A 17,563-nucleotide genomic window follows, 5' to 3' on the forward strand; every position below is an offset into this window, starting at 1 on the left:
TGTGCCGTACCGCTGGGGGTACAGGTGTGTCGTATGCGGGGCCTGACAGGAGTGAGACTCTGCCGTAACCGGACGGCGGGTGGCAATTCTGAGTTGCGTGTGAAAGCTCACATCCTGTTTGGCCCTGGGATTTTTGAGAAACCGTGACGCGCGAAGGCGCCGCCCGACTAGGCTCTCGGCCTTTGCCGGACGGCGCCAACTACCGCGTAACCACCCCGAGATGGGGCGTGAGGGTCAGATCTGCCCGTCCTCCAGCATTTCGGTCACAAGCGCCGCGATCTGGGACCTCTCGGACCGCGTCAGTGTGACATGCGCGAAGAGCGGATGCCCCTTCAGTTTCTCGACGACGGCGACGACACCGTCGTACCGACCCACGCGCAGATTGTCCCGCTGTGCCACGTCATGGGTCAGAACGACCCGTGAATTAGCGCCGATTCGGGACAGAACGGTGAGAAGTACATTCCGTTCCAGTGACTGCGCCTCGTCCACGATCACGAACGCGTCGTGCAGCGACCGTCCGCGGATGTGCGTGAGCGGCAGCACCTCCAGCATCCCGCGCGCGGTGACCTCTTCGATGACCTCGCGGCTGGTGACCGCGGACAGCGTGTCGAAGACCGCCTGAGCCCAGGGGCTCATCTTCTCGGCCTCGCTGCCGGGCAGATAGCCGAGCTCCTGCCCGCCCACCGCGTACAGCGGACGGAAGACCATGATCTTCTCGTGCTGACGGCGCTCCAGGACCGCCTCCAGACCCGCGCACAGTGCCAGCGCCGACTTGCCGGTGCCGGCCCGGCCGCCCATCGACACGATCCCGATGTCCGGGTCGAGCAGCAGATCCAGCGCGATGCGCTGCTCGGCACTGCGGCCCTTGATGCCGAACGCCTCCCGGTCGCCGCGCACCACCCGGACGTTGCCCTCCGGGGTCACCCGGCCGAGCGCCTTGCCGCGCTCGGACTGGATGGTCAAGCCGGTGTGGACGGGCAGGTCGGCGGCCTCGGGGACGTAGACGTGGCCTTCCTCGAAGAGGATGTCCACCTGCTCGCCGGGCAGGGTCAGTTCGGACATTCCGGTCCAGCCGGAGGCGTCCGTGATGGCCAGCTCCGCGCGGTACTCCTCGGCGAGGAGGCCGACCGACGACGCCTTGATCCTGAGCGGGAGGTCCTTCGACACGACGGTGACGTCGAACCCCTCGGCCTGCAGGTTGCGGGCGACCGCGAGGATGCGGGAGTCGTTGTCCCCCAGGCGGTAGCCGGTGGGCAGCACGCTGGGGTCCGAGTGGTTGAGCTCGACACGCAGGGTGCCGCCGAGGTCCCCGATCGGGATGGGGGCGTCGAGACGGCCGTACCGCACCCGGAAGTCGTCGAGCAGGCGCAGTGCCTGCCGGGCGAAGTACCCGAGTTCGGGATGGTGCCGCTTGGCCTCCAGCTCCGTGACCACGACGACGGGGAGCACGACCTCGTGCTCGTCGAAGCGGTTCAGGGCGTTCGGGTCGGCCAGCAGGACGCTGGTGTCGAGAACATAGGTGCGCCGGTCTGGCTTGTGGCGCTTTGTGCTGGTCACCACGGAAGGACGTACCCCCTCGGATGAGGTCGGGGAGCGACGGAGACGATCTGGACCGGTCGACGGCTCCGATGCACGGGCCGAGAACCGGCCCTCAGTTGCTTCGTCCGTGCTGTGACCGCACGATCGGGCTGGTGCAAGGGGCCTCCCGGGCGGACGGCCCCGTGCCGCCCGCTGAGATCCGACACCCGTGGTTCGGGTGTCGACCTGATTGCCTTATGCCCTCGAACATGCGCTGCCATGCCACGGCATATGACGGCGCCCCGGTGAACTCCTCGTGAAGCGGGGTACGTCCGCTGCTGCGGGGGTTCGTCCGTCAGCCGCCGTAACGACGGTGGCGTGCCGCGTAGTCACGCAGGGCGCGCAGGAAGTCGACCTTGCGGAAGGCCGGCCAGAAGACCTCACAGAAGTAGTACTCGGAGTGGGCCGTCTGCCAGAGCATGAATCCGGACAGCCGCTGCTCACCGCTGGTGCGGATCACCAGGTCGGGGTCGGGCTGGGCACCCGTGTAGAGGTGCCGGCCGATCATGTCGACGTCGACGGTCTCGGCGACGTCCTCGATGGACCTGCCCTTGTCGGCGGCGTCCAGCAGCATCGAGCGGACGGCGTCGGCGATCTCCTGGCGGCCGCCGTAGCCGATGGCGACGTTGACGAGTATCCCGTCGACGTGCGCCGTGGCCTCCTCGGCCTCCTTGAGCGTGGTCTGCATCTGCTGCGGCAGCAGATCGAGGGTGCCCACGTGGTGGACGCGCCAGCGGCCGTCGGCGGCGAGAGTGCGCACGACGTCCTCGATGATCCCGAGCAGCGGGACGAGCTCCTCCTGGGGGCGGTCGAAGTTGTCCGTCGACAGCAGCCAGAGGGTGACGACCTCGACGTCCGTCTCGGAGCACCAGCCGAGGAACTCCTCGATCTTCTCCGCGCCGGCCCGGTGACCGTGAACAGTGGTGGAGCCCGCGGCCTTCGCCCAGCGCCGGTTGCCGTCCATGATGACGCCGATGTGCTTGGGCACCTGAGCGTGGTCCAGGTGGCCTTCCACCCGGCGTGCGTACAGCCTGACCAGCAGGCCGCGCAGCTTGTCGCGCAGGTTCACGTGAATGTCAGCCCCTCCGTACGGTGGCGGTCCCCGCGGGCGGAAGCCTACCCCTGCGGGGCTTGGGCGGGGTTTTGTGGGTGCGGTTGGGGGTGGGCTGGTCGCGCAGTTCCCCGCGCCCCTGGGGGGCGTGGAGGTGAGCCGCGTTTGTAAGGCACCCCTCGTGGGAGAAAGAAACGGGCCGGTCCGTGGGGGGGAGACGGACCGGCCCGAGGGGGGGTTTCCACCATAACCCTTCGTAAGGGATGCTGCGTGCATCGGCGCGCAATAACTACTCTCCGGAATCGTCCGGCAACGCGTCGGTGGCCGCGGAATATGCGGCTCACAGGGGTTTCACAGCCGGCGCATGGCCGAAACGCGAATGTCCCCCTGATGGGCGAACGGCCCTACGGGGGCTTGACGATCAGAGCACCGCGCAGCCCCCTCCACTGCGCGGTGCGGCCCGCGCGGCTTTGCTCACGCGAATTACCTTGGTCTGAACTTACGTGAAGGTGTCGATGTGAATCCAGGGGCTGCCGGTAACGATGTGAAAACTCCGTGACCTGCGTGGAGGACAGAATCCGACCTAGAACCGGCCTAGCGTCCCTCGCATGACTGTGCGGAGCAGAGGGATCACTTGGGAGCAGGCGAGTGCGCGGCGGCTCGAGCGACAGTTCCTGGCCAGTCCGGCCGCGGCCGGGACACCGGTCGCCGACGTCGTCGCCGCGATGCTCGGGGCGCATGCGCAGGTGCTGTCCGCGGCCGAGCTGTCGGTGGGGGCGAGGGCCGCAGGGGTGACCCGGGCGGACGTGCGCACCGCACTGTGGGAGGAGCGGTCTCTGGTCAAGACGTACGGACCGCGCGGGACCGTGCATCTGCTCGACGTACATGAGCTCCCGGTCTGGAGTGTCGCGCTGACCGCGGTGCCGACCGGGCCGAACAACTTCCCGCCGGACGTCCGGCTCACCGACGAGCAGACCGAGCAGGTCGTGGCGGCCATCGGCGACGCACTCACCGACGCGTGCCTCACGGTGGACGAGCTGGGCGAGGAAATCGTCGCGCGCACCGGTCCCTGGGCCGGGGAGCGGGTGATGCCCGCCTTCCAGGACCTCTGGCCGCGCTGGCGGACGGTGCTGCATCGGGCCGGCCAGTCAGGCGCCCTGTGCTTCGGCCCCAACCGCGGTCGCCGGACGACGTACACCCGCCCGCCCCGCTGCACGCCGCTGCCGCAGGAGGAGGCGGTGCGCACCCTCGTACGCCGCTATCTGCACGCCTACGGGCCGGCGACACCGCAGCACTTCGCCAAGTGGCTGGCCGGGCCCGCCGGTTGGGCCGCCGAGCTGTTCGCGTCGCTGGCCGCTGCCGGGGAGATCGAGGAGGTCCTCTTCGAGGGCACGCGCGCGTGGGTGGCGGCCGGCGACACGGCGTTCCCGAAGGGCCCGGTGCGGGGCGTACGCCTGCTGCCGTACTTCGACGCGTACGCCATCGCCGCCCAGCCGCGCGAGCTGCTGTTCCCGGGGCCCGCCTACGAGCGGGCGCTGGCCCGCGGCCAGGCGGGCAACTACCCCGTGCTCCTGGTCGACGGCGTGGTGACCGGGGTCTGGCACCAGCGGCGGCAGGGACGGCGTACGACCATCACGGTGGAGCCGCTGGTCCGACTGACGGCGCGGCAGGAGCGGGAGCTGGGCGAGCAGGCCGAGCGGGTGGCGCAGGTGCTGGAGGCGACGGCCGGGGCGGAGCTGGTGATCGGCGAGGTGACGACGGGGCCGCACGCGTGAGCCGGCCCGCCTAGGCGGCGGGCTTGCGGGCGTCGAAGAGGTGCCGGGTGCTGTGGGCGACGAAGGGGCCCTCGGCGCGGATGCGTTCGTGCAGGGCGCGGAGCTTGTCCTCGTAGGCCTCCACGGTGAAGTCCGGCACCATCCAGATCACCTTCCGCAGGAAGTGGACGACGGCGGCGATGTCGTGGAACTCCATCCGCAGCCGCTGCGCGCGCAGGTCGGCGATCTCCAGGCCGACGGCCTCGGCTTCGGCGCGTTCGTGGTCGGGGTGGCGGGCGTTGCGGTTGTCCTCCGGCTGCGGTCCGAGGAAGTACTCGACGAGTTCGTAGCAGCTGCTGGGGCCGACGTGCTGGGCGAAGTACGTGCCGCCGGGCTCGAGGACGCGGGCGATCTCCGCCCAGCGCGGCCATACGGGGTGGCGGCTGACGACGAGGTCGAAGGCGGCGTCCGCGAAGGGCAGCGGCGCGTCCTCGGGCGCTGCGACGACCGCGACGCCGCGGGGGCGGAGCAGGGCGGTCGCCTTGGCGACGTTCGGCGGCCAGCCCTCCGTCGCGACCGTGAGGCGGGGCGGGTGCGGGGCCGCGCCGAGGGCGAAGTCGAGGACCTCGCCTCCGCCGGTCTGGAGGTCGAGGGCGGCCCTCGCCCGGCCCAGGCGCCCGGCCATCGACTCCGCGTACCGCCACACGGGCCGCTCCTCCGTGGCCCGGCCCTCGAACCAGGAGAAGTCCCAGCCCTCGGTGGGGACGGAGGCCCCTTCGGCGACGAGTTCCTCGAAGGTGCGCTGGTCGTGATCCATGCCGTGATCGTCGCAGGGCTTTGTCAGTGGCCGCTGCTGATTTTCCCGGCAGCAGATCCTCGCCTGCTACGACGGTGCCCGCGCCGCGGCCCTACGGGAGCAGAGGCCGCACCTCCCGCGCCGTGAAACGCAGGAAGCCCTCGGGGTCGGGTTCGTCGGCCGTCGGCTGGAGGATCACCGAGTCGGCGCCGGCCTCGCCGAGGCGTCGGACAGCCTCGGCCACGGTGGCCGCGTCACCGGCGACACCCAGGTGGGGGACGGCGGCGAGACCCTCGGCGGTGAGTTCGGCGTGCAGCCGGGTGGCGGCGGCGGGGCCGGTGGCGGTGAGGAGGTAGACGACGATGCGGTGCGGGCCGGTGCGGTCGGCCGACTTGCGGCCCTCGTCGACGAGTTGACGCGCCCGGCGTACGCCCTCGGGCGGTGTGGCGGCGGTGAGAATCGTGCCGTCCGCCGCCTCGCCGGAGAGCCGGAGCGTACGCGGGCCGGTGGCGCCGGCGAGCACCTCGACCGGGGTCTGCGGCGGCCAGTCGAGGGCGACGTCGTCGAGCATGACGTACCGGCCCTCGGTGGTGAGCCGCTCCCCGTTCAACAGGGCGCGCAGCGCAAGGAGATGCTCGCGCAGCAACGTCACCGGCGACTCGACGCGCGCTCCGACCTGCCCCATCCAGTCCTGCACCCCGTGTCCGACGCCGAGGATCGCGCGGCCCGGGAACATACGGTGCAGCGAGGCGGCCTCCATCGCGGTGATGGCGACGTTCCGCAGCGGCACGGGCAGCAGGCCGACACCCACCCGTACCCGTTCGGTCCAGGCGAGAGCGGCCGCGGCCGTGGAGATGCCGCCCTCACGGAAACAGTCCTCCCACAGCCACAGCTGGTCGAGCCCCGTCTCGTCGGCGAGACGGGCGAGGGCACGCAGCCGCTCAGGAGGGAGTTGCGGACGGAACACTGCGCCGAGTTCGGTCATGCCTTCTTCCTATCCGGCGGACGCCCGCCCGAACACCCCCACACGCCGCGCACGGCTCACCCCACCGGTGTCCCACCCGCGTCCCAAGCGCTGCATCGAAGGATGTACGCCGGTTTCGTCCGGCGGCACGAAGATTGCGCCGCGACGCTCCGCGAGCCTGGTGTCATGTCGAACATCCTGCGCGCGTCGGTGGACGCCGCCTCCCCCCACACCTCCCCGCCGGCCCGGCTGCCGCTGCTGGACGTCCTGCGCGGGGCGGCGATCCTCGGCACGCTCATGACCAACGTGTGGATCTTCGCCACCCCGGGCTCCGAGTGGGCATTCCTGCAGGGTGCGGCCACCGCGGACCCGTTAGGCGAGCCCGCGGAGGCGCTCTTCCGGTTTCTCGCCGACGGGAAGTTCCTGACGCTGCTGACGATCCTCTTCGGCGTGGGCCTGGCCATCCAGTACGACTCCGCCGCCCGCCGCGGCACCCCCTGGCCGCGCGGCTACCGGCCCCGCGCTCTCTTCCTCCTCGCCGAGGGCACGCTCCACTTCGTCCTCGTCTTCGGCTTCGACGTGCTGATGGGGTACGCCGTCACGGCCCTGCTCGTCGCCCGGCTGCTGACCCGCTCCGAGCGGGTGCGGCGCGCGGTGCTGTGGACGTCGGTGAGCCTGCACGTGGCCCTGATGTCGCTGATCACCCTCGCCCTGCCGGCCTCCGACTCCGCCTCCGACGAGGCGTCGGTCTCCGCCGAGACCGTGGACCTCTATGCCCACGGCAGCTGGCTCGACCAGGTCGCCTTCCGCCTGGAGAACGCCATCTCCCTGCGCCTGGAGCCGGTCATCTCCTTCGGCCTGCTGGTCTTCCTCTTCCTGCTCGGCGTCCACCTCCACCGCACCGGCGTTTTCACCGCGACCGAGCGGGGCCGTCAGCTGCGTTCCCGGATGGCGGTCCGGGGTCTGGGGCTGGGCATCCCGTTCAACGCGGCCCTCACCCTGGGCGGCGAGGAGTTCTTCTTCCTCGGCCGCTATGTGGCCGCCCCTGTGGTGGCGCTCGGCTACATCGGCCTGATCGGTGTCGTGCTGGACCGCGGGTGGCTCCCCACTCCCCTGACCAACGGCCTGTCGTCGGTCGGCCGCACCGCCCTGTCCTGCTACGTCCTGCAGAACCTGCTGTGCATGCTGGCCTGCTACGGCCTCGGCCTCGGCCTGGCCGAGCGGCTCGCGGACGAGGGGCCCTGGTGGGTGATGACCCTGTGGGCGGCCGTCTGCGCACTCCTCGTCACCGCCTCTACCCTGTGGCTGCGCCGCTTCTCCCAGGGCCCGCTGGAGTCGGCGCAACGGTGGGCGCTGCGCCGCTGACATCGTCGATCCGCCGGTGGGCGTCGCTCCCCGGCGGATACGGTCGGTTCGCACACCGGAGGACCAGAGGCGGACGGCGGAGGTGGCCGGGGCATGGGACGTTGGCGGGACGGGCGGGGCAAGCTGATCGTGCACGGGGACGGAACGCCCACCGCGGTCCCCCTGACGATCCCTCTGGAAATCGCGACGTCCTACCGGGCCCGCACGAAGGGCCTGTTGGGCCGCGACTCCCTGGACGGCGCGATCCTCCTCTCCCCCGCCAACAGCGTCCACACCTTCCGTATGCGCATCCCCATCGACGTCGCCTACCTCGACCGCGAGTTGACGGTCATCGCCGTCCACACGATGAAACCGTGGCGCCTGGGTCTGCCACGGCTCCGCTCCCGGCATGTGCTGGAGGCGGAGGCGGGGGTGATGGCGGGGTGGGGGGTGCGGGTGGGGGTGCGGGTGTCGGTGGAGGGCGGCGGGTAGGCGGCGCGGCGTTCGTCGCGCGCCACTTCTCTACTCCTCCAGTTCGGTGATGGGCCGGTCGGTGACCACCGCGATCATGATCATCGGGGCGTCGCCGTCGTAATGGTTGAGGGAGACGGCGACCCATCGCGATCCGGCGTCCGAGCCTGCAGTCACCGGCCCCCACACGGCCAGATCGCCATAGAAGTCGTGGTCGCTCAGCGCCTGGAACGGCTCCGGCAGCGCTTCCCCCGCCTGCTTCCGGAACAGCGGTACGTGCATGCCCACCACCCGATGCGCGCCCCAACGACGGTCCAGTTCCGCCGCGAGGGAGACCAGGTGCTCCTGGGCCTTGGTGGTGGCCGCGTCCCACTCCCGCCCGTACACTCCGGTGAGGGCCTCGCTCTCCCAGAGCGGGACGAGCACGAAGCCCTCGCCCCTGGTCGCCGACCATTCGCCGGTGTCCGGGGCGCCTTCCCTGGTCGTCGGCCCGGCCGCGGGCAGAGGCTCGGCCAGGAGGGCCTCGAGGTCGGACAGGGCCCGCCCGGTGTCGAAGCCCTCCCCGAACCGGGCGGTCACAGCGCGGCCCGGTCCAGCGGGCGGGGCAGCTGCTCCAGAGCCCCGGCCTCTTTCAGCGCCTGGTACGCCGCGACCACCGCCTCGGTGTCGCCGGGCGCGGCGATCTCCAGGAGCACACCGGCGTCCGGGAGTTCCTTCTGGAGGGCCACGAGCCCGTCGGGAACCCGGGCTGCGCGCCCCGGGGACAGGAAGCCGACCCACCCCACCGACGGCGTACCGACCTTGAAGCCGGCCTCGCTCTTCAGGGCGGCCGTCACGGCCCGGTCGCCGACATCGCCGAAGTCCGGCTGCCATGCCTCGGCGACGGCCGTCAGGAGTTCGGCGTCGGGCAGTCGGAGGTCATCCGGTGCCACCAGGGTGGCCACCATCGACTGGAGCAGGAACTCCGGGGTGCCGCCCGCCAGTCCGGCGACCTCCACCTTCCAGCCCGGGGCGCTGTCGGCGAGCAGACGCAGAGAGGTGCCGTTCGCCGCCGACCAGTCGTCGGCCGCCTGAGCCGTACGCAGCGCCCCCGCGAGGGACGCCTCGTCCGACCGGACGGCCGCGGAGGGCCCGGAGGCGGGAACGGTCCGCCACGTCCACTCCGCGCCGGCGCCCGCCGCCCCGGCCTCCGGGAGGAGCTGGGCGAACCGGTCCAACGTCGCGCTCCAGCGTCCGGCGAGCTCCTCCACCGACTCCTGCCGGGGCCCCCAGAAGCCCCGCACCACTCGTCGCATGCCCTGCTCCTGCCTCCTCGTACGGCTGTCCCCACTTTATGGACGCGGATGCGTCCGCGCCCCGCTAGTCGAACGCCTCGGGCCTGCGGTCGCCGGCGACCGGCTCCGGCGAGGTGTGGACCACCTCGATGTCCAGGCCCGCGTCCTCGAACGCGTCCCTCGCCGCGTCGGCCACCTCCGGATTGGAGAAGTGCCACTCGATGCCCCTGCCCCGCGCCGCCTCCGACTGCCGGCGGGCCTCCGTGAGCAGCCGTTCGCGGCCGGACGGGGTGAGTTCCGTCCGATCGGCGGTCAGGAAACTGTCGTAACCGTTCTTGGCCTCCAGATACGTCCCCCGGGAGCCGTCCCAGCCGTCGAACTCGACGTCCGGCACGTCCGGGTCGGGGTGCGGGACGACGTACTCGTACCCGCGCTGCGTACCGGTGACCTGCTCCTGGTAGCGCAGCCAGGACTCGTTCCTCCAGTTGGGCTCGGGGTTCCGGTCCCGACCGGCCCAGAAACCGTCGCCGCCGTCGGCGTCTCCGTAGGTGCGGCTCTCCAGGTCGTCGGCCCAGTCGGGCGGGTTGTAGTTGCGCGGGTCGCGGGTGTCGCCGTGCTCGGGTTCGGGCCACTGCCGCCGGTTCTCCAGGGCCTGCTGGGCCCGCGCCGGCTCCTCTGCGCGCTTGCGTTCCAGGTAGGCCTGCCGCTCCTGCTCGCGCGCCTGCCTCGCCTGTTCCCTGGCCTCCTCGTCGCAGCCGCCGTTCGCCCGTACGCCGTAGGGGACGCGGGCGGGCGCGGCGGCGAGAACGGTGGTGCCGGAACCGGCGTCACCACTGAGGCCGGGGGCCGTGCCGTACGGGACGTCCCGAACCGGAGCGGTGATGGTGCAGCCCGTCCTACGGGCCGCCTCCTCCGCCTCGTCCGCCGCCTCGTCGGCCCGCCTCGCCGCATCCTCCAGCGCGTCGAGATCGCCGGCCCTGGCCGCCCGCCGCGCGTCCTGCGCCGCCTCGGCCGCGTTGTCGGCGAGTCGGCTCAGTTTGCCGAGGGTGCCGGCCTTCTCGGCGACCTTCGCGACGTTGTAGCCGGGAATGAACAGCGAACCGACGTTCCAGAGGACGGTGGTGACGGCACGCGTCTCATTGCCGCTGTTCCACTGATCCACGACGTCGTCGCCGACGAACATGTCGAACAGAACCGTGCCACCGGTTCCCAGCGAAGCGCCGCCCCAGTCCAGGACCGCGCCCGGATAATCGCCGTCGCCCCACATGTCGCGGGCGTCCGCGGTGCTGTCCCACCACTCCTCGCCCAGCGAACGGCCGTAGTCCATCAGGCCGTTCCAGGTGTCGACCGGGTTGGTGACCGTGTTCCAGATCCCGGCGAGGTCGCCGCCGATACCGTCGACGAAGAGTCCTTCACCGACCTGCGTGACCTGATCACCGGCGCAACTGAAGAACGCGCCGAAGCCGGAGAAACAGCCCTCGCCGTCGTCCCCGCCCTCGTCGCCCTCGTCGCCCCCGTCGTCGGCGGTGGGGTCTTCGTACGGGGGCTCGTCGATCTCGTCCTCGGCGGAGACGGGGTCGGTTACGGAGGGGTCGTCGGGGGCGGGGTCGTTGGGGCTGTCGGGGGCGGGATCCTCGGCGGAGGGGTCGTCGGACGTGGAGCCGTCGTCGGCAGGAGGGGCGTCGTCGCCGCTGCCTGGGCCGTCGTTGCCGCCATCGCTGCCGCTGTCGCCGTTGCCGTCGCTTCCGTCCCCGGCCGTGACATCGCCACCCCCTTCCGGAGCCGGACACGCCGTACCGGTCACCCGGCACACCTGCGCCTGAATCCCGGTGAGGATCTGCGTACCGAGCCCGCTGACGACGAGCGCCCCGACGATGGCGACGACGACCGCGACAAGTCCCGCGTACTCCACCGCGGTCTGTCCCTCGTCCCGGCGCCAGCGGATCATCCGGGACAGGGAGAACGGACGGCGGGCAGGCCGATCGGATACGGGAAGGCGATACCAGTCGCGACTCTCCGACCGCGTCAGAAAGTACAGAATCAGGACAGGCAGCAGGAGTTGGGTGAACCCCCGGGCCGACCCGTCGGTGAGGTTGGACAAGGAGCCCAGAACCAGCCACGCCTGTACGGCAATCAGCCCGCCCCAGACCCAGCTCCCGCCCACCCGGGTACGCCGGGCCAGCCACCACCCGAGCACCCCGGGCGTGGCCGCGTACGCGACGTGCGCCAGCAGCCAGCCATCCACTGCGTCCACGGAGGCCGCCGTGAGGAGCAGGCCGAGCCCGCCCACGACGGTGACCGCGAACAGCACATGGACGAGAACAAGAGCCGCCGACAGCGGCCCGGGCATGTCCCGCCGCCCATGCCGTTCCGACGGCCCCGCACCCCCGAACTCCGGCACTCCCCCGACCGAGGCCATGCCCCCGCCTCCTCAACTCAGGCCGGATAGAGGCACGTTCAGCCCCTACCTCACCGCCAGAGGCTAGGGAGGGGACCACCTGCGGACATGGGCCCGAGGACCCAAATCCACGCCCACTCCACAGGCACCGGGTGGGTCAGGTGGTCGGAGATAGGGTGAATCCCGCACGTGACGGACAGGAGGCTGAGGTGGCCGAGACGACGCGGACCGAGACGACGGTCGCCGAGGTGATGGCCGAGCTGGCCGAGCTCGAGGACCCGAAGACACGCGCGGTGAACGAGAAGCACGGTGACGATCACGGTGTGAACCTCAGCAACTTGCGCGCGCTCGCGAAGCGGCTGAAGACGCAGCAGGAACTCGCGTGCCGGCTCTGGGAGACGGATGACACCGCGGCGAGACTGCTGGCCATCCTGATCTGCCGCCCGAAGGCGTTCGAGCGTGACGAGTTGGACGTCATGGTGCGCGAGGCGCGCGCACCCAAGGTGCACGACTGGCTCGTGAACTACGTGGTGAAGAAAAACCCGCACGCCGAAGAGTTGCGCCTGGCCTGGTCCGCCGATCCGGATCCAGTGGTCGCGAGTGCCGGCTGGGCACTGACCACCGAACGCGTGACGAAGAAGCCCGAGGGCCTCGACCTCGCAGGACTGCTCGACGTCATCGAGGCGGAGATGAAAGACGCCCCGGATCGCCTGCAGTGGGCGATGAATCACTGCTTGGCTCAGATCGGGATCGAGCACGCCGAGCACCGCACCCGTGCAATCGACATCGGTGAGCGCCTGGAGGTACTCAAGGACTACCCGACTTCCCCGGGCTGCACGTCTCCGTTCGCGCCCATCTGGATCACCGAGATGGTGCGCCGACAGCACGACAAGTAGGAAGGTTCGCGCTCATGCTCGTGCCGCTACTCCCTCAGAACGCGGCACCCGATAGGAACCGGCTGTGAGGGGCCTCACCTCGCCTACAGCCTTCAGGCGTTCACGGTCCAGCGCAGATGTGCGGGCGTGACGGCGAGCTCGTCCTGGATGCGCGGCAGTGCGATGTTCACGGACGAGTCGTCCAGCACCTGCAGTAGCTGGGCCGGCGCGATCACCAGCGGCGGGACCGTCTCACTGCCGGCTTGCGCCAGTTCCTTGATGCCGGGAGTTCCGTGTATCGCGGGCGTATCGAAAATCGCATACGCCACCGCAACGGCCCTCCGTCTCCAATGAGGGCATGAACCACGACGCATCCCTGTCAACACGGCCCCGCCGCGCGCGCAGGATCGTGCTCCTCAGCCTGGCGATCCTCGGCTTGGCGGGCGCCGTGTTCATCGTGCGGGGGCCGCTCATGATGTCCGCTCCGAGGTGCATGGCCGGGCGGTGGCACGGCTGCTTCGACACGTTCAACGGTGTGGTGCTCATGACGCTGGTCGCGCTGCCGTTGGCCGGGCTGGTGGTGTGGGCGCTGGCGCGCCGTCGGCGTGCCGCCGGCGTCACCTCGGCGTGGCGGATGTCGCTGGCCGAGGTGGGCATGGTCCACGGGACGGTGCCGTTCCTGTGGCTGACCATGATGCCGGGCGCCGGGGCCGGCATCGTCCCCGCCCGGGTGAGCCTGGTGCCGCTGCGAGACCTGGTCACGATGGGACCGCTCGGGATCGTCGGCAACCTGCTGGTCTTCGCGGCGCTGGGGTTCTTCGCCCCGATGCGGTTCGCGGCGCTGGCGTCCGTGCCGCGGATCCTGGCGCTCGGGGCGGGCTGCTCGGTCCTGGTCGAAACCGCACAGTACGTCCTGCGGCTGGACCGGGTGTCCTCCGTGGACGACGTACTGGTCAACACCGCCGGCACCGTGCTGGCCGCGCTGGCGTCGCGCCGCTGGTGGCGCACTACGGCGGAAGAGCCGTCGGACCAGCCTCGCCCCGCGCCGGCACCGGCAGGCTGAGTCGCGTGTCCGGTGTGCACACGTCTCTGCATACGTCGGCGATATGTTGCGCTGCTTAGGCTTCGGACATGCGCGTACTGATCGTGGAGGACGAGCCCTACCTGGCCGAAGCCGTCCGTGACGGTCTGCGGCTGGAGGCGATCGCCGCCGACATCGCCGGCGACGGCGACTCCGCCCTGGAACTGCTCAGCGTCAACTCCTACGACCTCGCGGTCCTCGACCGCGACATCCCCGGCCCCTCCGGCGACGAGGTCGCCCGGCGCATCGTCGCCTCCGGCAGCGGCATCCCGATCCTCATGCTCACCGCCGCCGACCGGATCGACGACAAGGCGTCCGGGTTCGAGCTCGGCGCCGACGACTACCTCACCAAACCGTTCGAGCTGCGGGAGCTCGTCCTGCGGCTGAGGGCGCTCGACCGCAGACGCGCGTACGCCCGGCCCCCGGTCCGCGAGATCGCGGGCCTGCGGCTCGACCCCTTCCGCCGGGAGGTCTTCCGCGACGGACGCTACGTCGCGCTCACCCGCAAACAGTTCGCCGTGCTGGAAGTCCTCGTCGCCGCCGAGGGCGGGGTCGTCAGCGCCGAAGAGCTGCTGGAACGGGCCTGGGACGAAAACACCGACCCCCTCACCAACGCCGTCCGCATCACCGTCTCCGCACTGCGCAAACGGCTCGGCGAACCATGGGTCATCGCCACGGTGCCCGGCGTCGGCTACCGCATCGACACCGGGCACCGTGGCGATGAATAGACGCCCAGGACTCAGCGCCCGCCTGAAACTCACCATCAGCTATGCCGGACTCGTCCTCGTCACCGGCGCTGTCCTGCTGGCCGTGGTGTGGGTGTTCCTGCTGCGCTACGTACCCGACAGTCCCCAGGGCTTGCTCGGGATCTCACCCAACCGGTACCTCCTCTCGCGCGTCTTCGGTCGCGCCGCGGCCGTAGCACTGGCCTTGCTGCTCGTGTTCGGCCTCGTCGGAGGATGGATCCTCGCCGGCCGGATGCTCGCACCACTCACACAGATCACGGATGCGGCACGGATGGCCGGGAACGGGTCGCTGTCCCACCGGATCCGTATGAAGGGCCGCCAGGACGAATTCCGTGAACTCTCCGACGCGTTCGACTCGATGCTCGAACAACTCGAGTCCCACGTCGCCGAGCAGCGGAGGTTCGCCGCGAACGCCTCCCACGAACTGCGCACCCCGCTGGCGATCTCGCGGACGCTCCTCGACGTCGCCCGCAAGGACCCCACGCGGGACCGGGACGAACTCATCGAACGCCTGCACGCTGTCAATACGCGGGCGATCGACCTCACCGAGGCCCTCCTGCTGCTCAGCCGCGGCGACCGCGGAAACTTCACCCGCGAGAGCGTCGACCTCTCCCTCATCGCCGAAGAAGCCGCCGAAACGCTGCTTCCCCTCGCCGAACAGCGCCGGATCACGCTCGACGTCACCGGCGGGGCGGCCCGGACCAGCGGCTCCGCGGAGCTCCTGCTGCGGATGGTGACGAACCTCGTCCAGAACGCCATCGTCCACAACCTCCCCGCCGGCGGCACCGTGACGGTCCACACCGAGGCGCACGGCGACACGAGCGTGCTGCGGGTCGAGAACACGGGCCGTCGGCTCCCACCGGAACTGGTACCGACCCTCACCGAACCCTTCCAACGCGGAACGGAACGCGTACGCACCGACGAGCACGCCGGCGTCGGCCTCGGCCTGGCCATCGTGCACAGCATCGTCCGCGCCCACGACGGGACCCTCGACCTCGTCCCCCGCCCCGCCGGCGGTCTCCTCGTCACGGTCCGGCTTCCCGACACGCCGTAGGCATCGTCTCCGAGCGGGGCCCACTGTAGGCAATCAACTGTTGCAGGTCCCGTACGAGGATCAGCTCGTACCGTCCGACAGCGCTGAGGTTGTCGAAGATCCGACGTGCGGTCGCCTCCCGGCGGTCCAGGTCCGCATCGAAGTCCCGAACCGTGAGCAGCGAGTTTCTCCAGGGCGCCGCGAGCGTGCGGTTCGAGTTCACGCAGCTCAGAAGCGGTCGGGACGACCATAGCGGGTGCAACAGGTGTGGTGCACGGAGCCCGGCGCAAGATTCACTCGGCGGGAGACTGCCCGAGGTTGGGCCACCTGCTCAGGCGTTCGCGGGTTGTGTGCCGCTGGCGCTGCTCATCGCGGCACCGGTTAGGACCCGGGGCGCTGGGTGCAGGCCGCAGCAACTCGGCTAGGAGAAGGCGCTGCCTGCACGGCATTGGCTGCTCGAGAACATTCTCGCCCTCAAATCCGCCGTCGAGCACGAGCGGCCGATCAAGCGCACACATGACCGCAAGCGGATCCTCAACCTCGCCGCGACGCCCGCCAGTTCCCCGCCCGCAAAGGCCATCTGAACGTCACCAGAAGCACATTGAGCCTGGAGCCGTCGCTACTGTCGCAGGCCGTCAAGCGGACGCTGACGGCCTGCAGGAGGTCGAGCTCCGCCTTTGGGCCGCCAACGCTCGACGTCGATCCGGAGACGCTGGCCGACCGACGCCGTGCCGAACTCGACGAACTCGGCACGCGCTGGTGGTGAGGCGGCGCCCCTTGATGGTGGCACGGGGCGTCCGGAGTGAGCGCCCCTCGGGGCCGGCTCAACGATTGGAACAGGAACTGTCGTTCGCCGAATTTCATCTTCTCCGCATCAGCGCGCGGTCAGGCCGTGGTGGGCTCGGATTCCCGAACCGCCTGGGACCAGATCATGACTGCTGGTATGACCATGAGGAGCCCAATGGTCAGCAACAGGGTGGCTGAATTCATCAGCACGCCGGCGACTCCGCCGACCGCGAGCCCTGCGGGTACCGCTGTGAGGTTCGCAGCGCGGTAGGAGGCTGTGGCCATGGGCCGTTCCGCGTCGGTGATGGCCCGGGCGCGGAACGTCTGGACTCGGACCAAGACGACACCCGAGCAGAACTCGTCGATGACGAATCCCGCGAGCACAAGCAGCAGTCCCCCGGTGCCGCCCCAGTACGCTCCGAGCCCGATCACTGTGTAGGCGCCGACCGCCCCGCACCCGAACAGCGAGGTCCCCCATCCGCTGCGGAGCGCTCGCGGGAGCCGTTCGGCGACATATGCACCGAGAACGGCGAACAGCACCGAGCAGCTGCGGATGACGCCGTAAGCCGCCGCAGACAGGGGCGTCGTATGAAGCAGCGTGATCAGCAGGACGGCCTCGATGACGCACTGTCCGAAGTTGTACGACAGAGACCAGACGGTAACGGTGCGCAGCGCCGGTGTGCGGAAGTTGACGGCCAGGCCGCCGCGCAGCGTGCTCTTCTGGGCAGGGGCGGCGCCCTCCGCCGGGTCTGCCTGCGTGGGGCCCGGTTCCCCGACCTTTTCGTCGGACTCGCTGCTGCTCGGTACTCGCACGCGCGGGATGCGCGCCAGCAGCCCGCACGCGGCCAGGGCCAGCGCCGCAGCCGAGCCGAACGTGGGCGTCAGGCCGAAAGCGGCCAGGCCGAGGCCGGTCACAAAAGGTGCCGCCGCGTCGGCGGACGACTCTGCCATACCAAGGCGTGAGTAGATCTTTGGCAAGGCTTCGTCGGCGAAAGCCTGTGGGATCAGGACCTGGGTCGAGACCGCGGTCAGGATGGAGCCGCAGGCCAGGGAGATGTTCGCCAGGCAGAAGACGCCGATCGCCACGCCAGGTGCGAAAGCGAGGCCGAGCGCCGCGAGTGCGAAGGCGACTGCTCGCAGCAGCTCGGAGCCGATCATGACGGCCCGCTGGTCGAACCGTTCGACGAGTCGGGCCGCCGGACCGGCCAGCAGCACCTGCGGAGCGAAGCGACAGATGCCGAGCAGCGCGACGATCGTCGAGTTGGCGCCGAGGGAGTCCACGGCGACGAACGGCACCGAGAACTCGACGGCGGCGATGGCGAAGAACGAGAGAAAGTTCGCCACCGGCAGAGATACCGCCAGCGAGTCGCTCCTTCTCAGTGGTTCGGTGGTGGTCGTCATCCGTTCTCGGG

16 protein-coding genes are annotated in these 17,563 nt (G+C 70.4%); 7 read left to right on the forward strand and 9 right to left on the reverse strand.

What is annotated here, in order from left to right; all coding sequences use genetic code 11:
• Positions 1–234: 234 nt before the first annotated feature.
• Positions 235–1,560, reverse strand: coding sequence for a PhoH family protein (locus ACFVJQ_RS03425; RefSeq protein ID WP_129801240.1), 1,326 nt, complete (start codon positions 1,558–1,560; stop codon positions 235–237).
• Positions 1,561–1,873: 313 nt separating this feature from the next.
• The gene (locus tag ACFVJQ_RS03430; RefSeq protein ID WP_385510832.1) at positions 1,874–2,647 is read right to left on the reverse strand and encodes an isoprenyl transferase; all 774 of its coding nucleotides are present in this window, start codon (positions 2,645–2,647) and stop codon (positions 1,874–1,876) included.
• 590 nt (positions 2,648–3,237) lie between these two features.
• On the opposite strand from ACFVJQ_RS03430, the gene ACFVJQ_RS03435 reads away from it, so the two are divergent.
• Positions 3,238–4,404, forward strand: a complete 1,167-nt coding sequence (locus ACFVJQ_RS03435; protein ID WP_385510833.1) for a winged helix DNA-binding domain-containing protein — start codon at positions 3,238–3,240, stop codon at positions 4,402–4,404.
• A 10-nt stretch (positions 4,405–4,414) separates the two neighbouring features.
• Here ACFVJQ_RS03435 and ACFVJQ_RS03440 read toward each other — a convergent pair whose 3' ends face one another.
• Entirely contained in the window at positions 4,415–5,200 is a 786-nt protein-coding gene (locus tag ACFVJQ_RS03440; RefSeq protein ID WP_385780578.1) for a class I SAM-dependent methyltransferase, read from the reverse strand.
• Between the two features lie 91 nt (positions 5,201–5,291).
• A complete protein-coding gene (locus tag ACFVJQ_RS03445) occupies positions 5,292–6,164 on the reverse strand; it encodes an LLM class flavin-dependent oxidoreductase (protein WP_385780581.1) in 873 nt (290 codons plus the stop codon).
• 165 nt (positions 6,165–6,329) lie between these two features.
• Here ACFVJQ_RS03445 and ACFVJQ_RS03450 point away from each other — a divergent pair, with 165 nt between their 5' ends.
• Together ACFVJQ_RS03450 and ACFVJQ_RS03455 are read left to right on the forward strand one after the other, a co-directional pair.
• Positions 6,330–7,508: a DUF418 domain-containing protein gene (locus ACFVJQ_RS03450; protein ID WP_385780584.1), complete on the forward strand. Its 1,179-nt coding sequence runs from the start codon at positions 6,330–6,332 to the stop codon at positions 7,506–7,508.
• A 93-nt stretch (positions 7,509–7,601) separates the two neighbouring features.
• Positions 7,602–7,979 (forward strand): DUF192 domain-containing protein, encoded by a 378-nt coding sequence (locus ACFVJQ_RS03455; protein WP_385510837.1) that lies wholly within the window; start codon positions 7,602–7,604, stop codon positions 7,977–7,979.
• A 30-nt stretch (positions 7,980–8,009) separates the two neighbouring features.
• On the opposite strand, the gene ACFVJQ_RS03460 is transcribed toward ACFVJQ_RS03455, so the two are convergent.
• The 3 genes from ACFVJQ_RS03460 to ACFVJQ_RS03470 all read right to left on the reverse strand — a co-directional run bounded on the left by ACFVJQ_RS03460 (position 8,010) and on the right by ACFVJQ_RS03470 (position 11,651).
• Positions 8,010–8,537, reverse strand: coding sequence for a hypothetical protein (locus ACFVJQ_RS03460; protein WP_385780587.1), 528 nt, complete (start codon positions 8,535–8,537; stop codon positions 8,010–8,012).
• Positions 8,534–9,253 carry a hypothetical protein gene (locus ACFVJQ_RS03465; RefSeq protein ID WP_385780590.1) on the reverse strand — a complete coding sequence of 240 codons (720 nt, stop codon included), beginning with the start codon at positions 9,251–9,253 and terminating at the stop codon, positions 8,534–8,536. The genes ACFVJQ_RS03460 and ACFVJQ_RS03465 overlap by 4 nt, the downstream gene beginning before the upstream one ends.
• A 64-nt stretch (positions 9,254–9,317) precedes the next feature.
• Positions 9,318–11,651: a Tox-REase-5 domain-containing protein gene (locus ACFVJQ_RS03470; RefSeq protein ID WP_385780593.1), complete on the reverse strand. Its 2,334-nt coding sequence runs from the start codon at positions 11,649–11,651 to the stop codon at positions 9,318–9,320.
• Positions 11,652–11,881: 230 nt separating this feature from the next.
• On the opposite strand from ACFVJQ_RS03470, the gene ACFVJQ_RS03475 reads away from it, so the two are divergent.
• The gene (locus tag ACFVJQ_RS03475; RefSeq protein WP_385781015.1) at positions 11,882–12,526 is read left to right on the forward strand and encodes a DNA alkylation repair protein; all 645 of its coding nucleotides are present in this window, start codon (positions 11,882–11,884) and stop codon (positions 12,524–12,526) included.
• A gap of 92 nt (positions 12,527–12,618) precedes the next feature.
• Here ACFVJQ_RS03475 and ACFVJQ_RS03480 read toward each other — a convergent pair whose 3' ends face one another.
• Positions 12,619–12,834 carry a hypothetical protein gene (locus ACFVJQ_RS03480; protein WP_385510842.1) on the reverse strand — a complete coding sequence of 72 codons (216 nt, stop codon included), beginning with the start codon at positions 12,832–12,834 and terminating at the stop codon, positions 12,619–12,621.
• Positions 12,835–12,863: 29 nt separating this feature from the next.
• Between ACFVJQ_RS03480 and ACFVJQ_RS03485 the strand changes: the two genes are divergently transcribed.
• The 3 genes from ACFVJQ_RS03485 (at position 12,864) to ACFVJQ_RS03495 (ending at position 15,386) form a co-directional block, all read left to right on the forward strand.
• Positions 12,864–13,568 (forward strand): VanZ family protein, encoded by a 705-nt coding sequence (locus tag ACFVJQ_RS03485; protein WP_385780596.1) that lies wholly within the window; start codon positions 12,864–12,866, stop codon positions 13,566–13,568.
• 68 nt (positions 13,569–13,636) lie between these two features.
• Positions 13,637–14,314, forward strand: coding sequence for a response regulator transcription factor (locus ACFVJQ_RS03490; protein ID WP_385510844.1), 678 nt, complete (start codon positions 13,637–13,639; stop codon positions 14,312–14,314).
• Entirely contained in the window at positions 14,307–15,386 is a 1,080-nt protein-coding gene (locus tag ACFVJQ_RS03495) for a sensor histidine kinase (protein ID WP_385780599.1), read from the forward strand. The genes ACFVJQ_RS03490 and ACFVJQ_RS03495 overlap by 8 nt, the downstream gene beginning before the upstream one ends.
• Positions 15,387–16,250: 864 nt before the next feature.
• Here ACFVJQ_RS03495 and ACFVJQ_RS03500 read toward each other — a convergent pair.
• On the reverse strand, positions 16,251–17,552 hold the full coding sequence (locus ACFVJQ_RS03500; RefSeq protein WP_385510847.1) for an MFS transporter: 1,302 nt from the start codon (positions 17,550–17,552) through the stop codon (positions 16,251–16,253).
• Positions 17,553–17,563 lie beyond the last annotated feature (11 nt).

The organism is Streptomyces sp. NPDC127197, from assembly GCF_042672405.1.
In the GTDB taxonomy this organism is placed as follows: domain Bacteria; phylum Actinomycetota; class Actinomycetes; order Streptomycetales; family Streptomycetaceae; genus Streptomyces; species Streptomyces flavusporus.